This is a genomic window from Micromonospora sp. NPDC004336, from assembly GCF_053602615.1.
The window spans coordinates 26,095-45,568 of sequence record NZ_JBSGDY010000033.1; the positions used below are offsets into that span (position 1 = coordinate 26,095).

A 19,474-nucleotide genomic window follows, 5' to 3' on the forward strand; every position below is an offset into this window, starting at 1 on the left:
ATTCGAGCAGATCAGCTCAGCCGATCGATCTTCATGCCCGTGAGGTCGTAGGAGCCTGGCTACGTAGCGTTCGGCCTGCTACGTGGCCAGGCTCCTGGTCGACCCCCTGAGAAGGAGGGATGCGAGGTTGGGACGATGGGTGGGTGAGGATCACCCGACTCGTCACCCCCGAGGACGCGCCGGCCCTGGCCGAGTTGCTCCGCGCCAACCGCGAGTTTCTCGCGCCGTGGGAGCCGATCCGGAGCGACGACTACTTCACGGCTGACGGTCAGCGGGCCGTCATCGCAGCCGATCTCCAGCAGTACGAGCAGGGGGCGAAACTGCCCCACGTCATTCTCGACCACTCCGGTCGGACGATCGGCCGCATCACGCTGAACGGCATAGTGCGTGGCCCGTTCCAGTCGTGCGCCATGGGCTACTGGGTGAGTGCCAGCCACAACGGCCAGGGATTCGCGACGAGGGCGGTGCGCGAGATCGTGCGGGTGGCCTTCGAGGAGCTGGGGCTGCATCGGGTACAGGCGGAGACCCTGCTGCACAACGCCGGCTCGCAGCGGGTGTTGGAACGCAACGGGTTCGTGCGGTTCGGCATGGCGCCGGAATACCTCAACATCGCCGGTCGGTGGCAGGACCACGCCATGTACCAGCTGGTGAAGCCGTTGCCGGCAACCGACTGAACGTCATCGCCCTACCACGGTGCCCATGGACCCGCGACTCGGCGATCATTGGGTGTCCGCAGAGGAGGTCACCTGCGTCGCAGGTCCAGTGCCCGTGAGGGCCTCAACCACGTCTGCAGGTAGGCGCGCGCTGGGCAGGACACTTCCAGGAACACGGTCTCATCGGCGTCAAGCTGAAGGGCGAGGGGTTCGCTGCGGATCCAGTCCAGAGTTGCCTGGACGGCATGCTCGCCCCCGCCGAGGCTGACTCTGGCCGACTGCCCCGGCCGCAGCCCAGCGACTCGTCGCCCGTCAACCCTCACCCAGATTCGCCTGAGCAGGGAACCTGAATCATGCGGTCGACTGAGGAAAAGCTCCGCCATCCGTCCTCGGTTCTCAAGCGCGTTGCCGCAGTACGGCAGCCAAGAGTACCGAACGCTTGGCGGCCAACTGGCCGCGCGCGCTGACTGTACGGAGGGCTACCCGGCGACGAAGACGCCCACGCCTGGCAGGGTCGAGTAGCCCTCGGCGAGAACGCACCCGCCGAGCGTGGGCGGCGCCGCGCCCTCCGCGCTCGGCACCGGGACGAAATGGGTGGCCCCGCCCGCCCGTCCCGTCCTACCTTGCAACTGCATCTTCCCCTCCGACCCGCGAGAGGACTCACCCCGCGTGACGCCGCCTGCCCTCTAGACCTGACAGCTTTCCCGCGCATCGGTCGCCGACGTCGCCGTCGGCTCTCTTTCCATGCCTTCCGTCAGGTCTCAAGGGAGATCATGTCTACGCGTCCTCACATCGTGCTGTCCTGGGCTCTTCGGCGCGCGAGCCTCGCCCCGCTCCCGTGCCGCTGCGTCCACTGTCATTCCGGCCTTCCCGACACCGCCGACGGGAAGTTCCGCGTCGATACCACCCCCGAGCTTCTCGACATCGGTCGCCCGGTCGTCCGCGTCCCCAGCGACCGCACCGGCAGAGTCTGGGTTCGCGACCGTCTCCCGGTCCGGTACCCGGATCCGGCGAGCCGCCGTGGGCCTCGGCCGGGGCGAGAGGCGCGGTGGCCCCGCCTCGGACCGCGGCACCCGGCGGTCCGTCCGTGGTCGCTCATCACCGGGCCCGGACGGGTGTCAGGGCCGGCCCGGTACCGGCGACGAAGGTGACCGTCCGGCTGCGTACGTCCGGGCCTGTCGCTGCCGGTGCCGGCTCGCGGCATCGGGTCTCCGCCAACGCGTGAGGGCCGTCGGGTTCACACCCGACGGCCGGCGCGGGACGGCGGGGGAGCCCGGCGGGCCGCCGCAGAGCGACGGCCCGTCAGGGCGACCGACCGACGGGCCGGCATCCGACCGGCAGCGGCGGCCGGCGCGCCGCCGCCACGACCGGACTTCGTCGCTCAGACGGTGCCTTGCGAAAGCGGCGTCAGCCGCTTGCCCATGCTGATGTCGTCGACGTAGGCGCCGTCGATGAGGAACTCGTCGACGTATCGGCCTTCGACGGCGTAACCGTGCTGTTCGTAGAGCCGGATGGCGCCGGTGTTGGTCGCCAGGACGCGCAGTCCGATCTTCTTCGCGCCCTGTGCGGCGGCGCGGCGTTCGGCGGCCGACAGCAGGGCTGAGGCGACACCCAGCCGGCGGGCCTGCTCGGCCACCAGCAGGTTCCACAGGCCGAAGACGTGGGCCCCCTCCGGGAACGGGGTCGTCCGGTGGACGCTCACGGCGCCGATGACCTGGCCGCCGAGAGCGGCGACGAGGTGGGTCTCGGGCTTCCGCGGTTCGTTGAAGTACGCCGTACGCTCCTCGGCCCGGGTGGAGGGAAGCCCGGAGCCGGCGGTCCACGCCGCACGGTCGAGGGCGAGGAGAGCAGCGTCGTCCTCGATCGTGGCGGGGCGTACCAGGGGCAGCCAGTCGACGGTGAGCGTGTCCTTGGTCGCGAACCGCAGCAGGTGGCGGGTGATGGTGTCCTCCACCGCCGCGACGTCGTCCGTCGTGTCGGCGTTCACGATCATGTCGAAGTGGCCGGTCGAGGCCACGAGCAGGCAGCCGCCGATGCTGAACCTGATGGACCCGCGGTCCTCGTCGAGTGCGGTGGGCACCTTGCGGCCCATGTGGGAGACCAGTTGCTTGATGTAGCGGTGGGGGCGGTCGGTGACGACGCGTGCGGTCGTGTGGAGCATCTGTTGCCTTCCCGGCAGTGGTGACTTCGGAACTGGTGAGTGCGCCGATCAGGCGGAGACGACCGCTTCGGTGACCGGGGCGGGGCGGCTCTCCGTTGCCGGGCTCTCCCGGTCGCGGGAGCTACGCAGCGCCGCCTCGACCCGGCGGTTGCTGGTCATGGTCGACGTGACGACGGTCATGGCGAGGAGGAGGCCGGCGGCGGCGTAGAGCGGAGTGCGTACGCCGTAGGTGGTGGCCAGCCAGCCGCCGAGGAAGGCACCGAACGGGGCGGCGCACATGGCGAGCATGCGGGACGTGGAGGCGACCCGGCCCATCAGGTGGGCGGGGACGATGGCCTGTCGGAGGGAGGGGCCGAGCACCATCGTGGCGCCCATGCCCGCTCCGCAGACGGCGAGTGCGAGGCCTGCGACGTACGGGTTCGGGGCGGCGGCGAGGCCCAGGATCGCCAGCCCCTCGGCCGCGGCCGTGCAGGTGAGCGCGGCGCCGGTGCCGAGCCGTCGGCCGAGGAAGGAGGCGATGCCCGCGCCGAGCAGACCGCCGGTGGCCTCCGCCGTGAGCAGCAGGCCGAAGCCGAAGGCGCCGATGCCGAGACGCTCGTGCGCGAAGAGGGCGAGGACGGTCCCCATGGCGAGGAAGGCGACGTTCCCGACCGCCGGGCGCAGCGCGAGCCCGAGCAGCAACCGGTCCCGGAACACGTACGAGGCGCCGGCCCGAGCCTGCCGCAGCAGCGACTCACGGACCTGCGGTACGGGCCGGGGCACGGCAGGCAGCGACCGTACGAGCAGCGCGGAGATCGCGAACGACAGCGCGTCGGCGAGCAGCGGAACCGACCGTCCGAGCGCGAGCAGGGCACTGCCCGCTGGCGGCCCCGCGAAGCCGGACGCGGCGGTCTGGGCGCCGCGCAGGCGGGAGTTGGCGCGTTGCAGGAGCGCGGGGTCGCGGCCGAGCAGATCCGGCAGGTAGGCCGTGGCGGCCGTGTCGAAGAAGAGTCCGCCGAGGCCGAGCAGGAAGGCGACGGCCGCGAGCAGCGGAATGCTCAGCATGTCGAGCGCGGCCGCCGCCGCCGGTATCGCGAGCAACACCGCCCGCGCCGCGTCCACGACCCACATCGTGCGCCGGCGGTCCCAACGGTCCACCAGCGCACCGCCCAGCACCCCGAAGAGCAGCCACGGCAGCGTGCCGGCGGCCGTGACGACGGCGAGCGCCATCGGATCCCTGGTCAACGCCAACGCGAGCAGCGGCAGCGCGGCGTGCGACACGCCGTCGCCGAGCGAGGAGATGGTCTGCGCGGTCCACAGCCGTCCGAATCCGGTCGGCAACTGCTGGGCCTCCGAGGTCACTTGGCGTCGCCCTCGGCATGCTCGCGCCGCGCCGGGTGGAAGAGTGCGAAGACGAGGGACGCGTCCGGCAGCGACGGATCCGACAGCTCCCGGTATTCGTCCGCCAGCGCCTCCAGCCGCGCCCCCAACTCCGCGAACTGCTCGTCGGTGAGCCGCAGGTGCGCCATCCGTACGTGCCGCTCGCCGTCCCGCGCTGCCTCCAGGTCGGCGACCGCGTGCCGCATCAGCACGTCCGGCCCTCCCTCGCCCGGGTCGGGCAGCACGATCGACCGCGCGGCCATCGCGTAGTACCGCTCGGTGACCCCCCGCACCTTCCGCGTCCGCACCACCTTCACCAGGCCGGCCCGCTCCAGCAGTCGTAGGTGGTAGCTGGAGCTTCCCTTCGCGAGACCCACCCGCTCGGCGATCTGCGTGATCGTCGCGGGCTCGAAGCGGAGCACGGCCATGATGCGGTGACGCGTGAGGCTGGAGACGGCGCGTAGCTGTTCGGCGGTGGTGACGTGGAACGTCTCGGGAAGATCGTCGGCAGGCATGGGAGCAATGGTCAACGATCCTTGACCATTGCGCAAGGGGGTTCCCCGCGGTTTTTCCGGGTCGACCGACGCGGAAGGTCGACTCCGGACGGAAGCCCCTCCGCAAGGGGTGGCCCGTCCCGGCCCGCTGATCGTGTCTGGTCCGGTGATCTAGAGTCAGGCCCGTGCAGGTGGCGGAGATCCGCAGGTATCCGATCAAGTCGCTGCTCGGCGAGCAGTTGACGACCGTGGAGGTCGAGCGGCGTGGACTGGTCGGCGACCGGTTGTGGGCGGTGCGGGACGCGGACGGGAAGCTGGGCAGCGGGAAGAACACCCGTCGCTTCCGCCGGATGCCGGGCCTGTTCATGCTCCGCGGGCACCTCGCCGATCCTGCGCCGGTCGTCGGGTTGCCTGACGGGCGTCGCTTCCACGCCGATGACCCGGCCGGGCACGAGGCGGTCAGCGAGGTGCTCGCTCGCCCCGTCACCATCGGGCGCGAGGCGGAGGTCAGGCACCACGACGAGGGGCCGGTCAGCCTGATCAGTACGGCGGCGCTGCGAAGACTCCACGATCTGCTCGGGGAGCCGGTCGACGCGGCGCGGTTCCGGGCGAACCTACTCGTCGACGCACCCGGGAGCGACTTCGTCGAGGACGGCTGGCTCGGCCGGGCGATCCGGGTCGGGCCGGAGGTCGTGCTGCGGCCGTGCCAACGGCTGACCCGGTGCGTCATGATCGATCTCGCTCAGGACGACCTCCCCGAGCACGGGCAGCTCTTGCGGACCGTCGCGGAGCACAACGACATGACGCTCGGCGTCTGGGCGACAGTCGAACGCCCCGGTCGAATCGGATTGCGGGACGCCGTCGAGCTGCTGTCGTGACCCGGGGCACGGGTCGGCACCTCCGCCCCGACCGCTGAGCCGCGTTCCCCGGTCCTTCCCGGTGGCGACGGCGGAGGCGGAGAGGAGCGTCGCGGCGGCGAGGCTGCCCCAGAGGGCGACCGGGCCGCGGGCGGCGAGAGCGGTGATGACCGCCGGGGAGACCGCGAGGCCGAAGCCCGTGGAGAGCTGGAAGCGGGCGAGGGCGCGTCCCAGGACGCGGGCCGGGGCGAGCGCCGTGACGAGCGCGGTGGCGCTGCCCGCGTAGACGATCTCGCCGAGGGTGCAGACCACGGACACCGCGACGACGGCCGGGGCGCCCCAACCGTGCCCCAGGAAGGCGGCCGCGAGGAAGCCGAGGTAGGACGCGGCGATCACCACGCCGGCGAGAGCCAGCACGGTCTGCCGGTGGAAGCGGGACAGCAGTACGGTGACCGGAACCTGCAGAGCGACCACCAGCACCGTGTTCAGCACGAAGATTGCCGCCGACCACACCGGGGAGGCGTGCAGCTGTGTCACCAGGACCAGGGGGAGCGCGATCTCGGGCACGTTGAGGCGGTGGTGCCGCCGGTCAGGAACACGGTGGCGAGGAGCGCGCCGGCGCCCAGACCGGCGTTGCGCAGGGCGCGGCCCCCGGCGAGGGCGGCGTCACGTTCCCGGCCGTGGGCGACCGTGGCCACGAGGGCGGCGTGGGCGGCCGGCCATGCCTGGTTGCCGATGCCGAGGAAGAGTGCCGCTGTCGCGAACAGCCAGACGTTCCCCGTCGGGGTGGCCAGCAGCAGCGCCGCGCCCAGCACCCGTACCAGCATCGACGCTGCCACGACCGTGCTGCGTGCGCCGCGGTCCAGCCATGCGCCGACCGCGGGCACGCACACCAGACCGACGACGATGCCGACCGTCATGGCGATGCCGGTGGCAGGCGCGGACAGCCCGAGGACCAGCACACCGTAGAGCAGCAGGAAGGGCCGCAGCAGGCCGGTGCCGAGCGCGTCCACGGCCAGGGCGACGGCGTAGCGTGGACCGCCGGAGGCGCGGACGAGGGCGCGCGCCTGTTTCTTGGTGGTGGTTGCCATGGTGTCGGTGGCGCCGGGATCAGCGGTGCCGGGAGCCGCCGTCGACATGGACCGTCTCGCCCGTCACCCATCCCGCACCCAGGAGCCACAGGACGGCGTCGGTGACGTCTGCGAGCGTGCCGACCCTGCCTGCCAGTGAGGCCGCGGCGGCTCTGTCGTACAGGGCGCGGCGACGGTCGTCCGGAAGCCGGTCCCAGGTGCCCGAGTCGGTGATGCCGGGCGCGACGGCGTTGACGCGCAGCGGCGCGAGCTCGACGGCCAGGTGGGTGACCAGCGCGGCCAGGGCGGCATTCGCAGTGCCTTTGACGACGGTGCCGGGCTTCGGCTGCCAGCCCACGATGCCGGAGAAGAACAGGAACGACCCGCCGGCGGGCATCCGTGGAGCGAAGTGCTTGGCCAGCAGCAGCGGGCCGACGATCTTGGCGGCGAAGGCGGCCTGGATCTCGTCGTGTTCCAGGTCGGGCACCGGTACGTCGTGGTGCGCCGACGCGGTGGAGATGACGTGGTCGAAGGCGCCGAGCGACTCCGCGGCCCGCGCGATGGTGGTCTCGTCGGTGACGTCGATCCGGACCTCGGGGCCGGACCGCGCGGCGACGACGACCTCGGCACCGGCCTGCCCGGTGCGTCGGACGATCTCGGCGCCGATCCCGCGGGCCCCGCCCACGACCAGGATCCGCCTGCCTGCCAGGTTCTCGCTCATGGGCGCGACGGTATACATTTGCTACCGGTATCTTCAACGCTACCGGAGGGGCCCCATGGGCAAGGCGTACAACGTCATGGCGGCGACGTGCCCGAGCCGCACGGTGCTGCACCGCATCGGGGCGCGCTGGACGGTGTTCGTCGTCAACGCGCTGGAGGACGGACCGATGCGGTTCACCGAGCTCAAGGCGCACATCCGTGGGATCACCCCCAAGGCCCTCACCGAGACGCTGCGCGCCATGGAGGCCGACGGACTGCTCACCCGTACCGACCTGGGCGGCAACCCGCCGCGCGTCGAGTACGCCCTGACCGAGCTCGGCCGTTCCCTGCTTGTTCCGCTGCGTGCCGTACGACAGTGGGCCGAGACGCACGTCCCGGACATCCTCGCCGCGCGCGAACGGGCCGGCGTCGGGAATGCCTCGGGCTGACGCCTGCCCGAGCGTCCGCGAAGATGCCCGAACCGGGGTGCGTCGTGGACGGCGGGGAAGGCCCGCCGAGCCGGGCCAGGCCCGCCCGGAAGGGGTGGATCGACGGCGGGCAGGACGGCTGTCGATTTTTCTGCAGTCGCGGACGGCATCGGCTGCGATGAGGGGGTGCAGGGAGACCGCGATCGGTGGGATCGACAGCGGGCGGCGGGGCTGTTGCGTACCCGGGAGAGCAGTGAGCAGGCCAGCTACCTCGAGCTGTTCTTCGATCTGGTCATGGTGTTCGCGCTCAACCGGCTGGTCGGCTTCGTGGTCGAGGGCGCCGGTAGTGCCGACTCCTCCATCCGATGGATCGCGGTCGGGAAGGCCCTCCTGCTGTTCATGCCGCTGATCTGGACGTGGACGATAACGACCTACGTGACTGCCAGATTCGAGCCTGAGACAGCGAAGACCCAGCGGTCGGTCCTGCTGACGGCGTTCGCCATGCTGGTGATGGGCACCAGCCTGACGACCGCCTTCGACGGTGGCGCGATCGTGTTCGCGCTGGCATACGCGGTGGCGCAGGCGGGCCGGGTCGCGATCCTCGTCTGGGTGCTGGGCGCACATCCACTCCACGAGCTGTACTACCGGAACCTGGCCTGGTTCGGGGTGGCGGCGGTGTTCTGGGTCGCTGGCGCGTTGACCGGCGGCGCCGGGCAGCTGGTGTTGTGGGGCGTGGCGGTGACCGTCGAACTGGGGTCGGCACGGTTGGGTTGGCCGCTGCCGCGCCGTGGGCGGGAGCGCGCTCTGGTGTGGGCTCTACGGCCGCACTACCTGACCGAGCGGTATCAGCAGCTGACTCTCATCGCCCTGGGAGAGACAATTCTGTCGGTCGGCGCCACGTTCGCGAGTGGTCGCCGAAACGTCACGCTCAACGAGATCCTCGGCCTGCTCGTGGCGTTCCTGACCGCGGTGTTGCTGTGGCGGATCTATTTCCACCGGGCGGGTCTGGTGCTCGGCGACGCGGTGTCCAGGGCTCGCGATCCGGCACGCGTCGGCCGGTTCGCCGGATCCGCACACTTCGTGATGATCATTGGCATCGTCGGTACCTCGATCGGGCACGGCATCGTCCAGACGCGCCCCGCCGGGCACAGCCATCCGGCGTGGCTCGCCATGATCCTCGGTGGCCCCGCCTGCTTCCTGCTCGGCCGGGCCGCCCTCGAACTAGCCGTCTTCGCCCGAATCTCCCTCCGCCGTTGGGTAGGCATCGCCGTCATGCTCGCCGCCGGCCCGCCGTTGCTGGCCGCTCCGCCGCTCGTCGCGGCATCCATCGCGGCGGCTGTCCTGTTCGGCGTGGTCCTGGGCGACAGCCGGCAGGCCGCCGGCCGCCCTCCGGAGCCGCCACGACCGGCTGACCGGGAGGCCACCTGGCTGCGGCTCGCACGTCGCCGGCCGAGGTGACGGGCGCTCCGCACGCCCCGCGCTGACCGGTCGGCCGGACGGCCTCCTCCGTGCCTGCGACTCGCCGCCGACCGCCGCCGACCGCCGCCGACCGCCGCCGACCGCCGGCGGCGTCGTCGTCGGTCCGCGTGCCTGAGCCCCGACGGTCCCCGCTCGTCCGGGCCGCGTCCGTCGCCGGATCTAGTTGTACGATCGTTCTAGTTGTACGATCGTTCAACTGATGGCTTCGAGGTTGAGGAGGATTCGATGGCGGGACGGGTCACCGCGTCGGCGGGCGTGCGAGCGTGGGCGGGCATGGCGCTGTTGGCGCTGCCGACGGTGCTGCTCGGACTGGACGTGACGGTGCTGTACCTGGTGCTACCGGCCATGGCGGCCGACCTCGGGCCCTCGGCGGCGCAGACGTTGTGGATCATGGATGCCTACGGCTTCCTGCTGGCGGGCTTCCTCGTCACCATGGGCAGGCTGGGGGACCGGTTGGGGCGGCGCCGGTTGCTGATGATCGGGATCTCCGCGTTCGCGGCGGTCTCGGTGTTCGCTGCCTTCGCCCCGAATCCGGAACTGCTGATCGCCGCGCGGGCGCTGTTGGGGATCGCGGGTGCGACCCTGATGCCCTCGACGCTGTCGCTGATCTCGAACATGTTCCCCGACGCGCGGCAGCGGGCGGTGGCGATCGGGGTGTGGGCCACCATGTTCGCGGTGGGGATGGCCGCCGGTCCGATCCTGGGCGGCGTACTGGTGGACAGGTTCTGGTGGGGTGCCGCGTTCCTCGTGGCGGTGCCGGTCGCGGTCGTCGTGCTGATGTCGGGTCGGGCGCTGCTGCCCGAGTACGCCGATCCGCGGGCCGGGCGGCTCGACCTCGGCAGCGTGGCGCTGTCGTTGGCGGTGCTCCTGCCGATCGTCTACGCGGTCAAGCATGCCGCCGCCCAGGGACTCGACGCGGGCGTCGTCGTCGCCGTGGTGGTGGGGTCGACCGCCGGGGTGGTGTTCTGGCGCAGGCAACGCCGCCTGGCCGATCCGCTGCTCGACGTCACCCTGTTCCGGAACCGGGCGTTCGGCGTCGCGTTGACCGTGCTGCTCGTCGGGCTCGTCGGGGTGGGCGGCACCATGTACCTGGTGACCCAGTACCTGCAACTGGTGGAGGGACTGAGTCCGTTCGTGGCGGGCCTGTGGATGGGGCCCCCGGCACTGGCGATGTTCGCCGCCGGCATCGGCGCGCCGGTGTTGGCGCGGCGCATCCGACCCGGTTACGTGATGGGCGGCACCCTGGGCGTCTCGTTGATCGGCTACGGGCTGTTGGCCACCTCCGGCCCGCACGACGAGTTGCCGGTCGCGGCCGCGTTCGCCCTCGTCTATCTCGGCCTCGGGGCGATCGCCGCCCTCGGCACCGAGATCGTGGTCGGCGCCGCTCCGGCGGCGAAGTCCGGCTCGGCCGCCTCGCTGTCGGAGACCGTGCAGGAACTCGGCATCGCCATCGGCGTCGCGATCCTGGGCAGCCTCACCACGGCCGTCTACCGCGCCAACCTCACCCTGCCCGAAGCCCTCTCCGAGAGCCAGCGGGCCGCGCTCGCCGACAGCCTCGGCGCGGCCGCCGCGATCGCCGACGACCTCCCCGGCGGCGCGCTGGTGGACGCGCGGCTGGCCTTCACCACGGGCGTGAACGTCGCCTCCCTGGTCGCCGGGCTCGCGATCGCCGCCGCCACCGTGCTGTGCCTGCGCATGCTGCGCCACCTGCCGCGACTCGGACACGAGCAGCACGAGCAGGAGGCGGAGGCGGAGACGGTCGGTTGAACGATGGTCCGACTACCCTGGGGACGGGTGGAGGGAGGTGCCATGGCCGACGACGGCGCAGAGCACGTCGACGGGCGTCTCGCCCGTGGCACCAGACGCCGGGCCGAGATCATCGAAGCCACCCTGGCGGTGGTCACCCGCGACGGCGCCGCGGGAGTCACCCATCGCACCGTCGCCAAGCAGGCCGGCGTCGCCACGAGCCTGAGCACCTACTATTTCGCCACCCTCGACGACCTCCTCGTCGCCGCCCTGACCAGCGTCGCCGACGGCTACACCGCCCGGATCCGCCAGATCATGGACGCCCCGGGCGACAAGATCGCCGGCCTGGCCGAGCTCATCGCCGAGACCGCCGGCCCGGGACGCGAACGCGCGTTGGCCGAACGCGAGCTCGCCACCCTCGCCGCCCGCCGGCCCGCCCTGCGTCCGGTGGCGCGTCGGTGGCGGGAGAACGTCGCCGAGCTAGCCGCCACCCTCACCGACGATCCGACCGCCATCGCCGGGGTGGTCGCCGCCTCCGACGGGCTCTGCACGGCCATCCTGCTCGACAACGGCCCCGCCGATCCGGGCTACCTGCGCGACGTCCTGCAACGAGCCCTGACGGGCTGAGAGCCGCCCGGCGTCGTCAGGGACGGCGCCCGACGACACGGCAGCGGGGCGCGGCATGGCGCACGGCGTACGCGTGCGGCGGATGGACCGGCCGACCAGCCGGCGGGCGCGGCCCCTGCCGGCGGCGCTGCCCGGAGGCCGCGCCCGACCACGAACGGCCCGGTGGCGGCACGACCGGACCGTCAGAGGAACAGGAAGCCGATCGCGGCGGCCGCGATGAGCGTGCCCAGCGGGATGGCCAGGGCGATCTGTCGGCCAGTGGCGCGCCGGTGGCGCCACAGCCAGGTCAGGTAGTAGGCGGTCGCCGGCAGGGAGACCGTGGCGGCGGTGACCGCGCCGGGGGAGTAGTCACCCAGGACGACCCAGGTGGCCAGGTGGAACACGGCGTTGACGGCGAACTGCCACTGGAAGGCGGTCGCCGCCACCACCCAGCCGCCACCGCCGGTCCGCGCGGCCCGCCAGGAACAGGCCAGCACCAGGAGGATGAGCGGGATGTGGTACGCGGCGAAGGTCCCCGTGCTCTCGGGCCCGAAGTGCCGGGTGGCCCAGGCGGCGAAGCCGGGCAGCTCCTCCAGGGTGTGCAGCACGTACACGCCGAAGGGCAGCAGGAACGGCCAGGCGAGGCGGGTGTCGAGCGTGCTCGGCAGGCCGGCGGAGTGGCCGGTGGAGGCCATGACGATCTCCCGATGGTGAGAGGGAAGGGCAGGACGGGCGGGGTGGTGGCTACCAGCCGAGTTCGTCGCAGCCGCGATGGTCGGCTGGCTCGACCTGCAGGGTGGCGTGGGCGATGCCGTGGCGGTGGCGGAGCAGGTCGCGGGCCTGGTCCAGGACGCCGTGGTTGACGCTTTCGTCCGTGGTGACCAGGTGGGCGGTGGCGACGTTCATTCCGGAGGTCAACGTCCACAGGTGCAGGTCGTGCACGTCGCGTACGCCGTCGATGGCCGCCAGGTCGCCGGCCACCGCGGCGACGTCGACGCCCTCGGGAACGTGTTGGCCCAGGATGGCGAAGACCTGCCGGCCCAGCATGACCGCCCGCACGGCGACGAACGCGCCGATGGCCAGCGCGACGACCGTGTCCCACACCACCTGACCGGTGGCGGCCACCAGCCAGCCGGCCGCGATGACGCCGACGGAGCCCACGGTGTCGGCCACGACCTCCAGGTAGGCGCCCTTGACGTTGATGCTCTCGCGCGACCCGGACCGGAGCATCAGCAACGCGACCACGTTGACCAGCAGGCCGATGGCGCCGACGACCAGCATCGACCCGGAGGACACCTCGGCCCGGCTGCCGAGGCGGCCGATCGCCTCCGCGACCACGTAGACCGCGACGCCCAGCATCAGCACCACGGCCAGCAGGGACGCGAACACCTCGGCCCGATAGGAGCCGTAGCTGCGCCGGCCGGTGGAGTCCGGACGGGTGGCGATCCGGGTGGCGACCAGCGCCGCGGCGAGGGTGACCACGTCGGCGGCCATGTGGCCGGCGTCCGAGAGCAGCGAAAGCGACCCCGACAGCAGCCCGAAGGTCAGCTCGACGACGAAGAAGGTGCTGATCAGCGCGAACGAGACGGCCAGCCGCCAGCGGTGTCGGCCGCCCGCATGCCCGTGCCCGTGCCCCGCCCCCATCAGGCGGTCCCGTCGTGGCCGGAGCGTGGGGCCTCGGCGGGCGGCGTCAGGTCGCTGACGGGGGTGACCCGGTCGGCGTCGACCACCCGGACGGCGCAGCCGCCCAGCCCGATCGTATGGTCATCTGCGTACTTATGCATATGTGCATGCTAGCGAGAGGTACTCGCGCCTTGTCAAGATCTGGTCGGCCGCGAAGATCCGCCCCTGTCGACGGCAACGGCGACGGCAACCGGCGGCGGCGGTCAGTCGCGCCGGTTGCGGCAGCCGGACCGACCGAGCCATCGCCCTGTCGGGCGCGGCTTCGGCCTGCGGGAGACGTACGGCGATGTGCGGGCCGCCGGTCGACCGGGCGGTGCCGGCGATTCGATCGGCGGCCGGCGCCGGGAGGCCGAGCCCGTCCGGGGCGTGCGCCTCAGCGGTCGGCGACCGCGGCGACCGCCTCGACCTCGATCAGCAGATCCGGTCGGAACAGACCGGCCACCTGGACGAGTGAGCTGGTCGGCGGCCGTTCGACGTTGATGAACTCGTCCCGCACCGCCCGCACGGCCGCCAGTGCGGTGGTGTCGACGACGTAGAAGGTCAGCTTGAAGACGTCGTCCCACGTCGCGCCCGCCGCGGTCAGGGCGGCGCTGACGTTGTGCATGGCCTGCCGGGTCTGGGCCGCCCAGTCGCCGGCGGGCGCCGCGGTGCCGTCGGCGGCGATGGGCACCTGACCCGACGTCCACACCAGCCTGTGACCCGGACCGATGCTGGCTACGTGGCTGTATCCGTTGGGCTGCGGGAGCGTCGGCGGCGTGGTGAGCTCGATGTCGGCCATGGTGATCAACCTAGTACCGCGCACCGGCACCGACCCGGAGAGGCTGCGCCCGCTCCGAGTCGTCGCGCCTGGTCGCCGGGCCGACTAGGGCTTGTCGACCCACTGGACGTTGGTGGGCCGGCGGCCCGTACGCAGGAACTCGTGGCCGGCCTGGCGGGCGTGTCCGTCGGTGATCTCGAAGGGGTCGGCGTCCTCGACGGTGAACCACGGGTCGGAGAACGCGTAGTCGGCGTCGCCGGCAGTCATGCCGGGTGGGGCGCCCGGCGGTACCGGCCCCCAACTGAGCATCATCTCGTCCTCGTCCTCCCAGGCCAGCCCGGATCGGCTCCCGGCGAGGGTGATGTGCAGGGACCGGACGCCGTCCTCGCTGACCAGCGTCAGGCCGCTGGACGTCACCCGGTCGAGGACGGCGTCGAGGTCGGCGGCGCCGGCCAGGGTGGTGCGGGTGCCGTCGATCCACGCGTGCACCGGAGCGTTCCCCGGCCGCTCGCGAGCCACGGGGTCGCGCAGCCACCCGGGCAGTACGGTGAGCTGGTTGCCGGCCAGGTCGAGCCGGGTGAGTGCGGCCACGGACCCCAGTGACTCCGGCAGCGTGGTGAGCTGGTTGTTGGTCAGGTACAACCGGGTGAGAGCGGGCAGATCGCCCAGCGACTCCGGCAGCGTGGTGAGCCGGTTGCCGCTCAGGTCCAGCCGGGTCAGCGCGGCCAGGTCACCCAGCCATTCCGGCAGCACCGACAGCTGGTTGTCGGCCAGGTCCAGCCAGGTGAGCGCCGTCAGGCCACGCAGCGACTCCGGCAGCACCGACAGCCGGTTACCGGAAAGGCCCAGCCAGGTCAGGGCCCTGAGGTTGCCGAGCGACTCCGGCAGCGCGGCGAGCCGGTTGCCGCCCAGGCCCAGCTCGGTGAGGCCGGTCAGGTCACCCAGCCATTCCGGCAGGGTTGAGAGCTGATTGCCGACCAGGATCAGCCGGGTGAGGGTCGTCAGGCCGGCCAACGACTCCGGCAGGGTGTGCAACGAGCGCCCGGACAGATCCAACGAGGAGGCGCCACTGCGCCGTGCCGCCTCGATCTGGTCCTCGAGCAGATCCATCTCACGCCCACCTTCTGCCGTCGTCGCCGGTCATGATCGAGCGCCGCGATCAGACCACCCCCGTGAGCGGCAAGTCTCGCTCACTCGGGGCGGGCAGCGCGAGCGGCCCGGCGCGCGTAGGGTCGGCTCGACACGGCGGCCTTCGCGAGACCGGGACGGGGCAGGGGCGTGGACCAGGGCACCCGCGAGGAACTGCTTCGCCGCCTGGCTGAGGCGGTCTCGTCCGTCACGGTCGGACACCCGACGCGGGTCGCCGTCGACGGACCGCCCGCCGCCGGCAAGACCACCCTCGCCGACGAGCTGGCCGTCGTCCTGCGGGAGCAGGGCCGCGACGTCATCCGCGCGACGATCGACGACTTCCTCCGCCCCCGGGCGCAGCGCTATCCGCGCGGCGAGTACTCGGCCGAGGGCTGCTACTTCGACGCGCACGACCACGACGCGCTCAACCGGGTCCTGCTCGATCCGCTCGGCCCGGGTGGTGACCGACGCTTCCAGCGCGCGGTCTACGACCGTGCGGCGGATGCCGTGTCGTCCCCGCCGGTCACGACCGCCGCCGCCGACGCCGTACTGGTCTTCGACGGCGTCTTCCTCATGCGCCCGGAACTCGTCGACCGGTGGGACCTGCGCGTCTTCGTGTCGACCACGTTCGAGAAGACCGTGGAACGTGCCGTCGTCCGAGAGCGCCGGGCGTCGACCTGGGCCGAGGTCGAACGGCGCTGGCGCGAGCGTTACATCCCCTCGCAACAGTTCTATTTCGCCGCGGCCCGCCCGACCGACCACGTCGACGTCATCGTGCACAACGACGAGCCCCGGCAGCCGGTCTGGGAGAGCCGGGTCCGCTGACGGCGCTCAGTTCGCCCCGGCGCGGCGCACCGCCGCGGGCGCCCATCTGGACGTCGATCAGATCCTCAAGGTGAGCCGGGCCGGCGGGGTCGAGCGGGTGGTGCTGCTGTCGTCGCAGGCGGCCGGAACCCGCCCGGAGTCGGTGTCGCACGCGCCGCTGCGCGGCATCGAGCGGGCGGTCGAGGACTCCGGTCTGGCCTGGACGATCCTGCGGCCGGGAGGGTTCGCCTCCAACGCGTACGCCTGGGTCGAGTTGGTCCGTGCCCGCAGGATGGTCGCCGCACCGTTCGGCGACGTCGGCCTGCCCGTCATCGACCCGGACGACATCGCCGGTGCGGCCGCCACCGTCCTGCGAGACGCGGCGCACGGCGGCCGCAGCTACGAGCTGACCGGGCCCGTCCTCAGCACGCCCCGGCAGCGCGCCGCCGACCTCGCCGCCGCGCTCGGCGAACCGGTCGAATTCGTCGAGCAGTCACGCGACGAGGCACGCGCGCAGATGCTGCGGTTCATGCCCGAGCCGGTCGTCGACGGCACGCTGTCCATCCTCGGCGAGCCGACGCCGGCGGAGCAGCGCGTCAGCCCGCACGTCGAGCAGTTGCTCGGCCGGCCCGCGCACACCTTCGCGCACTGGGTCGAGCGCCACGTCGACGCGTTCCGCTGACGGCCGGAACCTGGGTGAACACCGGGGCGGCGGCCCGTGGCGATGCCATGGGCCGCCGCCCGGGAGCCGTGGTCCGCGCTCGCGTGCCGGGCGCCGACCATCGTCGCCGCGCAGCGGGCCGGTCGGTGTGGTGCGCGCTCGCCGCGATCCTGGACCGTCCTCGGTCCTGCTTCAGGTGATCCAGGTTTCGTGCAGGTGACGCCAGCGCAGGCCGTTGCGGGCGTCGGGCGCGGCGGCGAAGATCACCACGGCTCGGCGGGCGTTGGACGACGTCGGCGTCCGCTGGTGCTCCTCGTAGGCGGCCACGACCATGCCGTCCTCGTCCAGCAGTACGCGCGGGTCGCGGATCTCCAGGACGAGGCCCGGGACGGCTCCGTGGGCCTCCGTCATCATCGGCGCCATGTCGGGCAGGGTCTTGAGTGAGCCGTCCGGGTCGTACCACGTGAAGTCCGGCGTGTGCATGTCGAGGAAGGGACGGACGTCGGCCGGGTCCGCGTCGCCACGCAGCCAGCTCTCAATGAAACGATGATGCTGGACGATTTCATCGACGGCGCCGTTCACGGCATGGCCCCGGCGTTCCGCTCGATCCTGAAGTTCCTCTCGATCCAGGTGCGCAGAGGTGTCAGTTCGACGCCGAAGAGCGCTTCGACCTTGTCCGCGTCGCCTTCGTAGAGACCGATGCCCTCGGGCGCGGCCAGCCATCGGTACGTGCCGGCCACGCCCGCCGCGACAGCCGCGCCGAGCACGGGTGCCATCTCCTCCTCGAACGTGTCGGCGTGCACCGGCACGTACCGGATCTCCCGGCCGAGCACGGAGGCGAAGGCGGCCGCCAGTTCGGGGCCGGTCACCGCGTCCCTTCCGCCCACGTCGATGGCCGTTCCGGTCAAGTCGTCGCGATCGAAGGCGGCGGCCGTGAGGGCGCCGAGATCGTCGTGGGCCAGCCAGGCGACCCGGTGGCCCTCCGGGAGCGGGTAGGGAAGGAAGCCGTTGGCCAGGGCCGCCCGCGCCCAGGGGGCGACCAGGTTGTCCAAGTAGACGGGTGGGCGCAGCACGACGGTCGGGACGCCGGACGACAGGAGGGCCTCGGCCGCGTCCCGTTTCGACTCGAAGGCCGCAACGCCCGTCCGGGTCACCGGGATGCGGTTACCGGTGTTGTACACCAGTCGTTCCAGGCCGTCGGCCGCCGCGACGATGTTGTCCACCTGCCGGGCCACCGCTGCCGGATCGAATTCCATGGGCAACGTCACCGAGGCCCGCGTCACCCCGTCGAACGCGGCCCGTACGGCGGCGGGATCCGCGAGATCGCCGCGCACCCAGACCACACCGGACGGCCCCGCCGCGCTCCGGCCGAAGCCGCGCACTCGGTGCCCGTCCCTCAGCAGCCGCCGGGCGACCGCTCCGCCCTGCGCGCCGCCCGCGCCGATCACCAGGTAGGTATCGCTCATGCCCTCCAGACTGCCGGGAGCCCGCTGTACGTTCTATAAGCATGAGTCCTGTCTCGTTTAAGGATCGTCCATGACCGTGGAGGTGCGGCAGATCTCCTCGCCCGGGGCCGATCTGCTTGGAGAACTGCTGGCGCCGCTGCGTCTGGAGGGCGTGTTCGCCAGCCGCTGGAAAGCTCGCGCGCCCTGGGGCCTGCGCGGCGACCAGGAACGGAACGCGATCCTGCACTACGTGCACTCCGGCGAGTGCGCGATCACCATGCCCGGCAGATCCGATCCGATCACCCTGGGCGCGGGCGAGCTCGCGGTCTTCCCGTACGGCACCGCGCACGAGTTGGCGGACCGGCCCGGCCGCGCCACGACCCCGATCGACCTGCTGCTCCCCGGCCGCCCTGCCGGGACGACCACCGAGGTCCGCGTGGACGGCCCGGGCCCGGCGACCGAGCTGCTGTGCGGCGGGCTGCACTACGACGAGAGCGCGGTGTCCCCGCTGTATCGGGCGCTGCCGGAGATCCTCGTGCTCGACCGTGAGATGCTCGCCGGCGAGCCACTGCTGGCCGGCACCCTCGACCGTCTGGCCGACGGAACGCGCGACGACGCGCCCGGCGCCCAGCTGGTGGCGCTGCGCTCGTTCGAGCTGGTCTTCGTGTTGGCGCTGCGGGTGGCGGTGGGCAGGCTCGCCGACGTCTCGCCCGCGCTGCAGGCGTTGCGACACTCGGCGATCGGCCGTGCCCTGCTGGCGATCCAGACCCGCTTCGACGAGCCGTGGACGCTGGAGTCACTGGCCCGGGAGGCGAACATGTCACGGTCGGCCTTCGCGACCACGTTCACCCGCCTCGTCGGCGAGGCCCCGGCCCGCCACCTGACCGGCCGCCGGATGCGCGAGGCGGCCCGCCTCCTGAACGAGACCGCCCTGCCGCTCGGCGTGCTTCCCGAACGGGTCGGCTACCGCTCGGCCGTCGGCTTCCACCTGGCCTTCCGGCGCCATTTCGCTGTGACGCCCGGCGAGTACCGCCGCACCCGCACGTCCCCCCGACAGGACACCGACCATCCGGACGCGGCTCTCTCACGCTGATCTACAGCGAAACCGTCTCGTCCTCGGGCGGAGGCTGGCTGATCACACCCTGATCGCGGGTTGCGGGTGACGCCCAGGCGTTGATCAGCACGAGCTTCGCGTCCGGGTCAGGGGCTGCCACGTGCTGATCTACCCGGGAGGCCGGGAGGGCGCGTCGGGGTCGGGGTGCGCCGGAGCCAGGAAGGAGCGTCGGCGTCAGGAGGGCTGGGCAGGGAATGCCGGGGGTGGCGGGAAGGGGCGGGGGGGGGGGGGGGGGGGGGCGCGGGGGGGGGGGGGGGGGGGGGGGCCCCGGGGGGGGGGGGCGGCGGGGCGGGGGGGGCGGGCCCCCCCCCCCCGCGGGGGGCGCCCGGG

Annotated in this window: 21 protein-coding genes and 1 pseudogene; 9 read left to right on the top strand and 13 right to left on the bottom strand. The window is 72.4% G+C overall.

Annotated elements, in window-relative coordinates; translation table 11 throughout:
- The first annotated feature begins 143 nt into the window (after nucleotides 1-143).
- Nucleotides 144-674: a GNAT family N-acetyltransferase gene (locus ACWENR_RS10195; protein ID WP_452276693.1), complete on the top strand. Its 531-nt coding sequence runs from the start codon at nucleotides 144-146 to the stop codon at nucleotides 672-674.
- A 1,360-nt stretch (nucleotides 675-2,034) separates the two neighbouring features.
- Here the strand turns inward: ACWENR_RS10195 and ACWENR_RS10200 are convergent.
- Genes ACWENR_RS10200 through ACWENR_RS10210 form a run of 3 tightly spaced genes read right to left on the bottom strand, consistent with a single transcriptional unit; the run spans nucleotide 2,035 to nucleotide 4,688 of the window.
- Entirely contained in the window at nucleotides 2,035-2,814 is a 780-nt protein-coding gene (locus tag ACWENR_RS10200; protein WP_452276694.1) for a GNAT family N-acetyltransferase, read from the bottom strand.
- Between the two features lie 48 nt (nucleotides 2,815-2,862).
- The gene (locus tag ACWENR_RS10205; protein WP_452276695.1) at nucleotides 2,863-4,155 is read right to left on the bottom strand and encodes an MFS transporter; all 1,293 of its coding nucleotides are present in this window, start codon (nucleotides 4,153-4,155) and stop codon (nucleotides 2,863-2,865) included.
- Nucleotides 4,152-4,688 (bottom strand): ArsR/SmtB family transcription factor, encoded by a 537-nt coding sequence (locus ACWENR_RS10210; RefSeq protein ID WP_452276696.1) that lies wholly within the window; start codon nucleotides 4,686-4,688, stop codon nucleotides 4,152-4,154. Before ACWENR_RS10210 ends, ACWENR_RS10205 begins: the two co-directional genes overlap by 4 nt.
- A gap of 164 nt (nucleotides 4,689-4,852) precedes the next feature.
- Here ACWENR_RS10210 and ACWENR_RS10215 point away from each other — a divergent pair, with 164 nt between their 5' ends.
- A complete protein-coding gene (locus tag ACWENR_RS10215; RefSeq protein ID WP_452276697.1) occupies nucleotides 4,853-5,545 on the top strand; it encodes an MOSC domain-containing protein in 693 nt (230 codons plus the stop codon).
- Between the two features lie 135 nt (nucleotides 5,546-5,680).
- Here ACWENR_RS10215 and ACWENR_RS10220 read toward each other — a convergent pair.
- From ACWENR_RS10220 to ACWENR_RS10230, 3 genes and pseudogenes are all read right to left on the bottom strand, one after another.
- A pseudogene (locus tag ACWENR_RS10220) lies at nucleotides 5,681-6,091 on the bottom strand (MFS transporter); the annotation flags it as partial.
- Nucleotides 6,058-6,663 (bottom strand): MFS transporter, encoded by a 606-nt coding sequence (locus ACWENR_RS10225; protein WP_452276698.1) that lies wholly within the window; start codon nucleotides 6,661-6,663, stop codon nucleotides 6,058-6,060. The pseudogene ACWENR_RS10220 and the gene ACWENR_RS10225, both read right to left, overlap by 34 nt.
- The gene (locus tag ACWENR_RS10230; protein ID WP_452276699.1) at nucleotides 6,635-7,315 is read right to left on the bottom strand and encodes an SDR family oxidoreductase; all 681 of its coding nucleotides are present in this window, start codon (nucleotides 7,313-7,315) and stop codon (nucleotides 6,635-6,637) included. Before ACWENR_RS10230 ends, ACWENR_RS10225 begins: the two co-directional genes overlap by 29 nt.
- A 55-nt stretch (nucleotides 7,316-7,370) precedes the next feature.
- Here ACWENR_RS10230 and ACWENR_RS10235 point away from each other — a divergent pair, with 55 nt between their 5' ends.
- The 4 genes from ACWENR_RS10235 to ACWENR_RS10250 all read left to right on the top strand — a co-directional run bounded on the left by ACWENR_RS10235 (nucleotide 7,371) and on the right by ACWENR_RS10250 (nucleotide 11,573).
- Nucleotides 7,371-7,742, top strand: a complete 372-nt coding sequence (locus ACWENR_RS10235) for a winged helix-turn-helix transcriptional regulator (RefSeq protein ID WP_452276700.1) — start codon at nucleotides 7,371-7,373, stop codon at nucleotides 7,740-7,742.
- Between the two features lie 165 nt (nucleotides 7,743-7,907).
- The gene (locus tag ACWENR_RS10240) at nucleotides 7,908-9,179 is read left to right on the top strand and encodes a low temperature requirement protein A (protein ID WP_452276701.1); all 1,272 of its coding nucleotides are present in this window, start codon (nucleotides 7,908-7,910) and stop codon (nucleotides 9,177-9,179) included.
- Nucleotides 9,180-9,425: 246 nt separating this feature from the next.
- A complete protein-coding gene (locus ACWENR_RS10245; RefSeq protein ID WP_452276702.1) occupies nucleotides 9,426-10,967 on the top strand; it encodes an MFS transporter in 1,542 nt (513 codons plus the stop codon).
- Nucleotides 10,968-11,009: 42 nt separating this feature from the next.
- On the top strand, nucleotides 11,010-11,573 hold the full coding sequence (locus ACWENR_RS10250; RefSeq protein ID WP_452276703.1) for a TetR/AcrR family transcriptional regulator: 564 nt from the start codon (nucleotides 11,010-11,012) through the stop codon (nucleotides 11,571-11,573).
- A gap of 182 nt (nucleotides 11,574-11,755) precedes the next feature.
- On the opposite strand, the gene ACWENR_RS10255 is transcribed toward ACWENR_RS10250, so the two are convergent.
- From ACWENR_RS10255 to ACWENR_RS10275, 5 genes are all read right to left on the bottom strand, one after another.
- Nucleotides 11,756-12,247: an HXXEE domain-containing protein gene (locus ACWENR_RS10255; RefSeq protein ID WP_452276704.1), complete on the bottom strand. Its 492-nt coding sequence runs from the start codon at nucleotides 12,245-12,247 to the stop codon at nucleotides 11,756-11,758.
- Between the two features lie 49 nt (nucleotides 12,248-12,296).
- On the bottom strand, nucleotides 12,297-13,196 hold the full coding sequence (locus ACWENR_RS10260; protein WP_452276705.1) for a cation diffusion facilitator family transporter: 900 nt from the start codon (nucleotides 13,194-13,196) through the stop codon (nucleotides 12,297-12,299).
- Nucleotides 13,196-13,336, bottom strand: a complete 141-nt coding sequence (locus tag ACWENR_RS10265) for a hypothetical protein (RefSeq protein WP_452276706.1) — start codon at nucleotides 13,334-13,336, stop codon at nucleotides 13,196-13,198. Before ACWENR_RS10265 ends, ACWENR_RS10260 begins: the two co-directional genes overlap by 1 nt.
- 272 nt (nucleotides 13,337-13,608) lie before the next feature.
- Nucleotides 13,609-14,013 carry a RidA family protein gene (locus ACWENR_RS10270; protein ID WP_452276707.1) on the bottom strand — a complete coding sequence of 135 codons (405 nt, stop codon included), beginning with the start codon at nucleotides 14,011-14,013 and terminating at the stop codon, nucleotides 13,609-13,611.
- Between the two features lie 84 nt (nucleotides 14,014-14,097).
- Complete coding sequence (locus tag ACWENR_RS10275; protein ID WP_452276708.1) at nucleotides 14,098-15,102, bottom strand: Imm1 family immunity protein; 1,005 nt, start codon at nucleotides 15,100-15,102, stop codon at nucleotides 14,098-14,100.
- 168 nt (nucleotides 15,103-15,270) lie between these two features.
- Here ACWENR_RS10275 and ACWENR_RS10280 point away from each other — a divergent pair, with 168 nt between their 5' ends.
- Together ACWENR_RS10280 and ACWENR_RS10285 are read left to right on the top strand one after the other, a co-directional pair.
- Nucleotides 15,271-15,945, top strand: coding sequence for a uridylate kinase (locus ACWENR_RS10280; RefSeq protein WP_452276709.1), 675 nt, complete (start codon nucleotides 15,271-15,273; stop codon nucleotides 15,943-15,945).
- Between the two features lie 70 nt (nucleotides 15,946-16,015).
- Nucleotides 16,016-16,606, top strand: coding sequence for an NmrA family transcriptional regulator (locus tag ACWENR_RS10285; RefSeq protein WP_452276710.1), 591 nt, complete (start codon nucleotides 16,016-16,018; stop codon nucleotides 16,604-16,606).
- A 171-nt stretch (nucleotides 16,607-16,777) separates the two neighbouring features.
- Here ACWENR_RS10285 and ACWENR_RS10290 read toward each other — a convergent pair whose 3' ends face one another.
- Nucleotides 16,778-17,167 carry a hypothetical protein gene (locus ACWENR_RS10290; RefSeq protein WP_452276711.1) on the bottom strand — a complete coding sequence of 130 codons (390 nt, stop codon included), beginning with the start codon at nucleotides 17,165-17,167 and terminating at the stop codon, nucleotides 16,778-16,780.
- A complete protein-coding gene (locus tag ACWENR_RS10295; protein WP_452276712.1) occupies nucleotides 17,164-18,051 on the bottom strand; it encodes an SDR family oxidoreductase in 888 nt (295 codons plus the stop codon). The genes ACWENR_RS10290 and ACWENR_RS10295 overlap by 4 nt, the downstream gene beginning before the upstream one ends.
- Before the next feature lie 70 nt (nucleotides 18,052-18,121).
- On the opposite strand from ACWENR_RS10295, the gene ACWENR_RS10300 reads away from it, so the two are divergent.
- On the top strand, nucleotides 18,122-19,123 hold the full coding sequence (locus ACWENR_RS10300) for an AraC family transcriptional regulator (protein WP_452276713.1): 1,002 nt from the start codon (nucleotides 18,122-18,124) through the stop codon (nucleotides 19,121-19,123).
- Nucleotides 19,124-19,474: the final 351 nt, after the last annotated feature.

What these genes read in the sequence shown, in the direction of transcription:
- ACWENR_RS10200 (WP_452276694.1), bottom strand. Translation starts at nt 2,814, where the DNA reads ATGCTCCACACGACCGCACGCGTCGTCACCGACCGCCCCCACCGCTAC.
- ACWENR_RS10210 (WP_452276696.1), bottom strand. Translation starts at nt 4,688, where the DNA reads ATGCCTGCCGACGATCTTCCCGAGACGTTCCACGTCACCACCGCCGAA.
- ACWENR_RS10225 (WP_452276698.1), bottom strand. Translation starts at nt 6,663, where the DNA reads ATGTCGACGGCGGCTCCCGGCACCGCTGATCCCGGCGCCACCGACACC.
- ACWENR_RS10230 (WP_452276699.1), bottom strand. Translation starts at nt 7,315, where the DNA reads ATGAGCGAGAACCTGGCAGGCAGGCGGATCCTGGTCGTGGGCGGGGCC.
- ACWENR_RS10235 (WP_452276700.1), top strand. Translation starts at nt 7,371, where the DNA reads ATGGGCAAGGCGTACAACGTCATGGCGGCGACGTGCCCGAGCCGCACG.
- ACWENR_RS10245 (WP_452276702.1), top strand. Translation starts at nt 9,426, where the DNA reads ATGGCGGGACGGGTCACCGCGTCGGCGGGCGTGCGAGCGTGGGCGGGC.
- ACWENR_RS10250 (WP_452276703.1), top strand. Translation starts at nt 11,010, where the DNA reads ATGGCCGACGACGGCGCAGAGCACGTCGACGGGCGTCTCGCCCGTGGC.
- ACWENR_RS10255 (WP_452276704.1), bottom strand. Translation starts at nt 12,247, where the DNA reads ATGGCCTCCACCGGCCACTCCGCCGGCCTGCCGAGCACGCTCGACACC.
- ACWENR_RS10260 (WP_452276705.1), bottom strand. Translation starts at nt 13,196, where the DNA reads ATGGGGGCGGGGCACGGGCACGGGCATGCGGGCGGCCGACACCGCTGG.
- ACWENR_RS10265 (WP_452276706.1), bottom strand. Translation starts at nt 13,336, where the DNA reads ATGCATAAGTACGCAGATGACCATACGATCGGGCTGGGCGGCTGCGCC.
- ACWENR_RS10270 (WP_452276707.1), bottom strand. Translation starts at nt 14,013, where the DNA reads ATGGCCGACATCGAGCTCACCACGCCGCCGACGCTCCCGCAGCCCAAC.
- ACWENR_RS10275 (WP_452276708.1), bottom strand. Translation starts at nt 15,102, where the DNA reads ATGGATCTGCTCGAGGACCAGATCGAGGCGGCACGGCGCAGTGGCGCC.
- ACWENR_RS10295 (WP_452276712.1), bottom strand. Translation starts at nt 18,051, where the DNA reads ATGAGCGATACCTACCTGGTGATCGGCGCGGGCGGCGCGCAGGGCGGA.
- ACWENR_RS10300 (WP_452276713.1), top strand. Translation starts at nt 18,122, where the DNA reads ATGACCGTGGAGGTGCGGCAGATCTCCTCGCCCGGGGCCGATCTGCTT.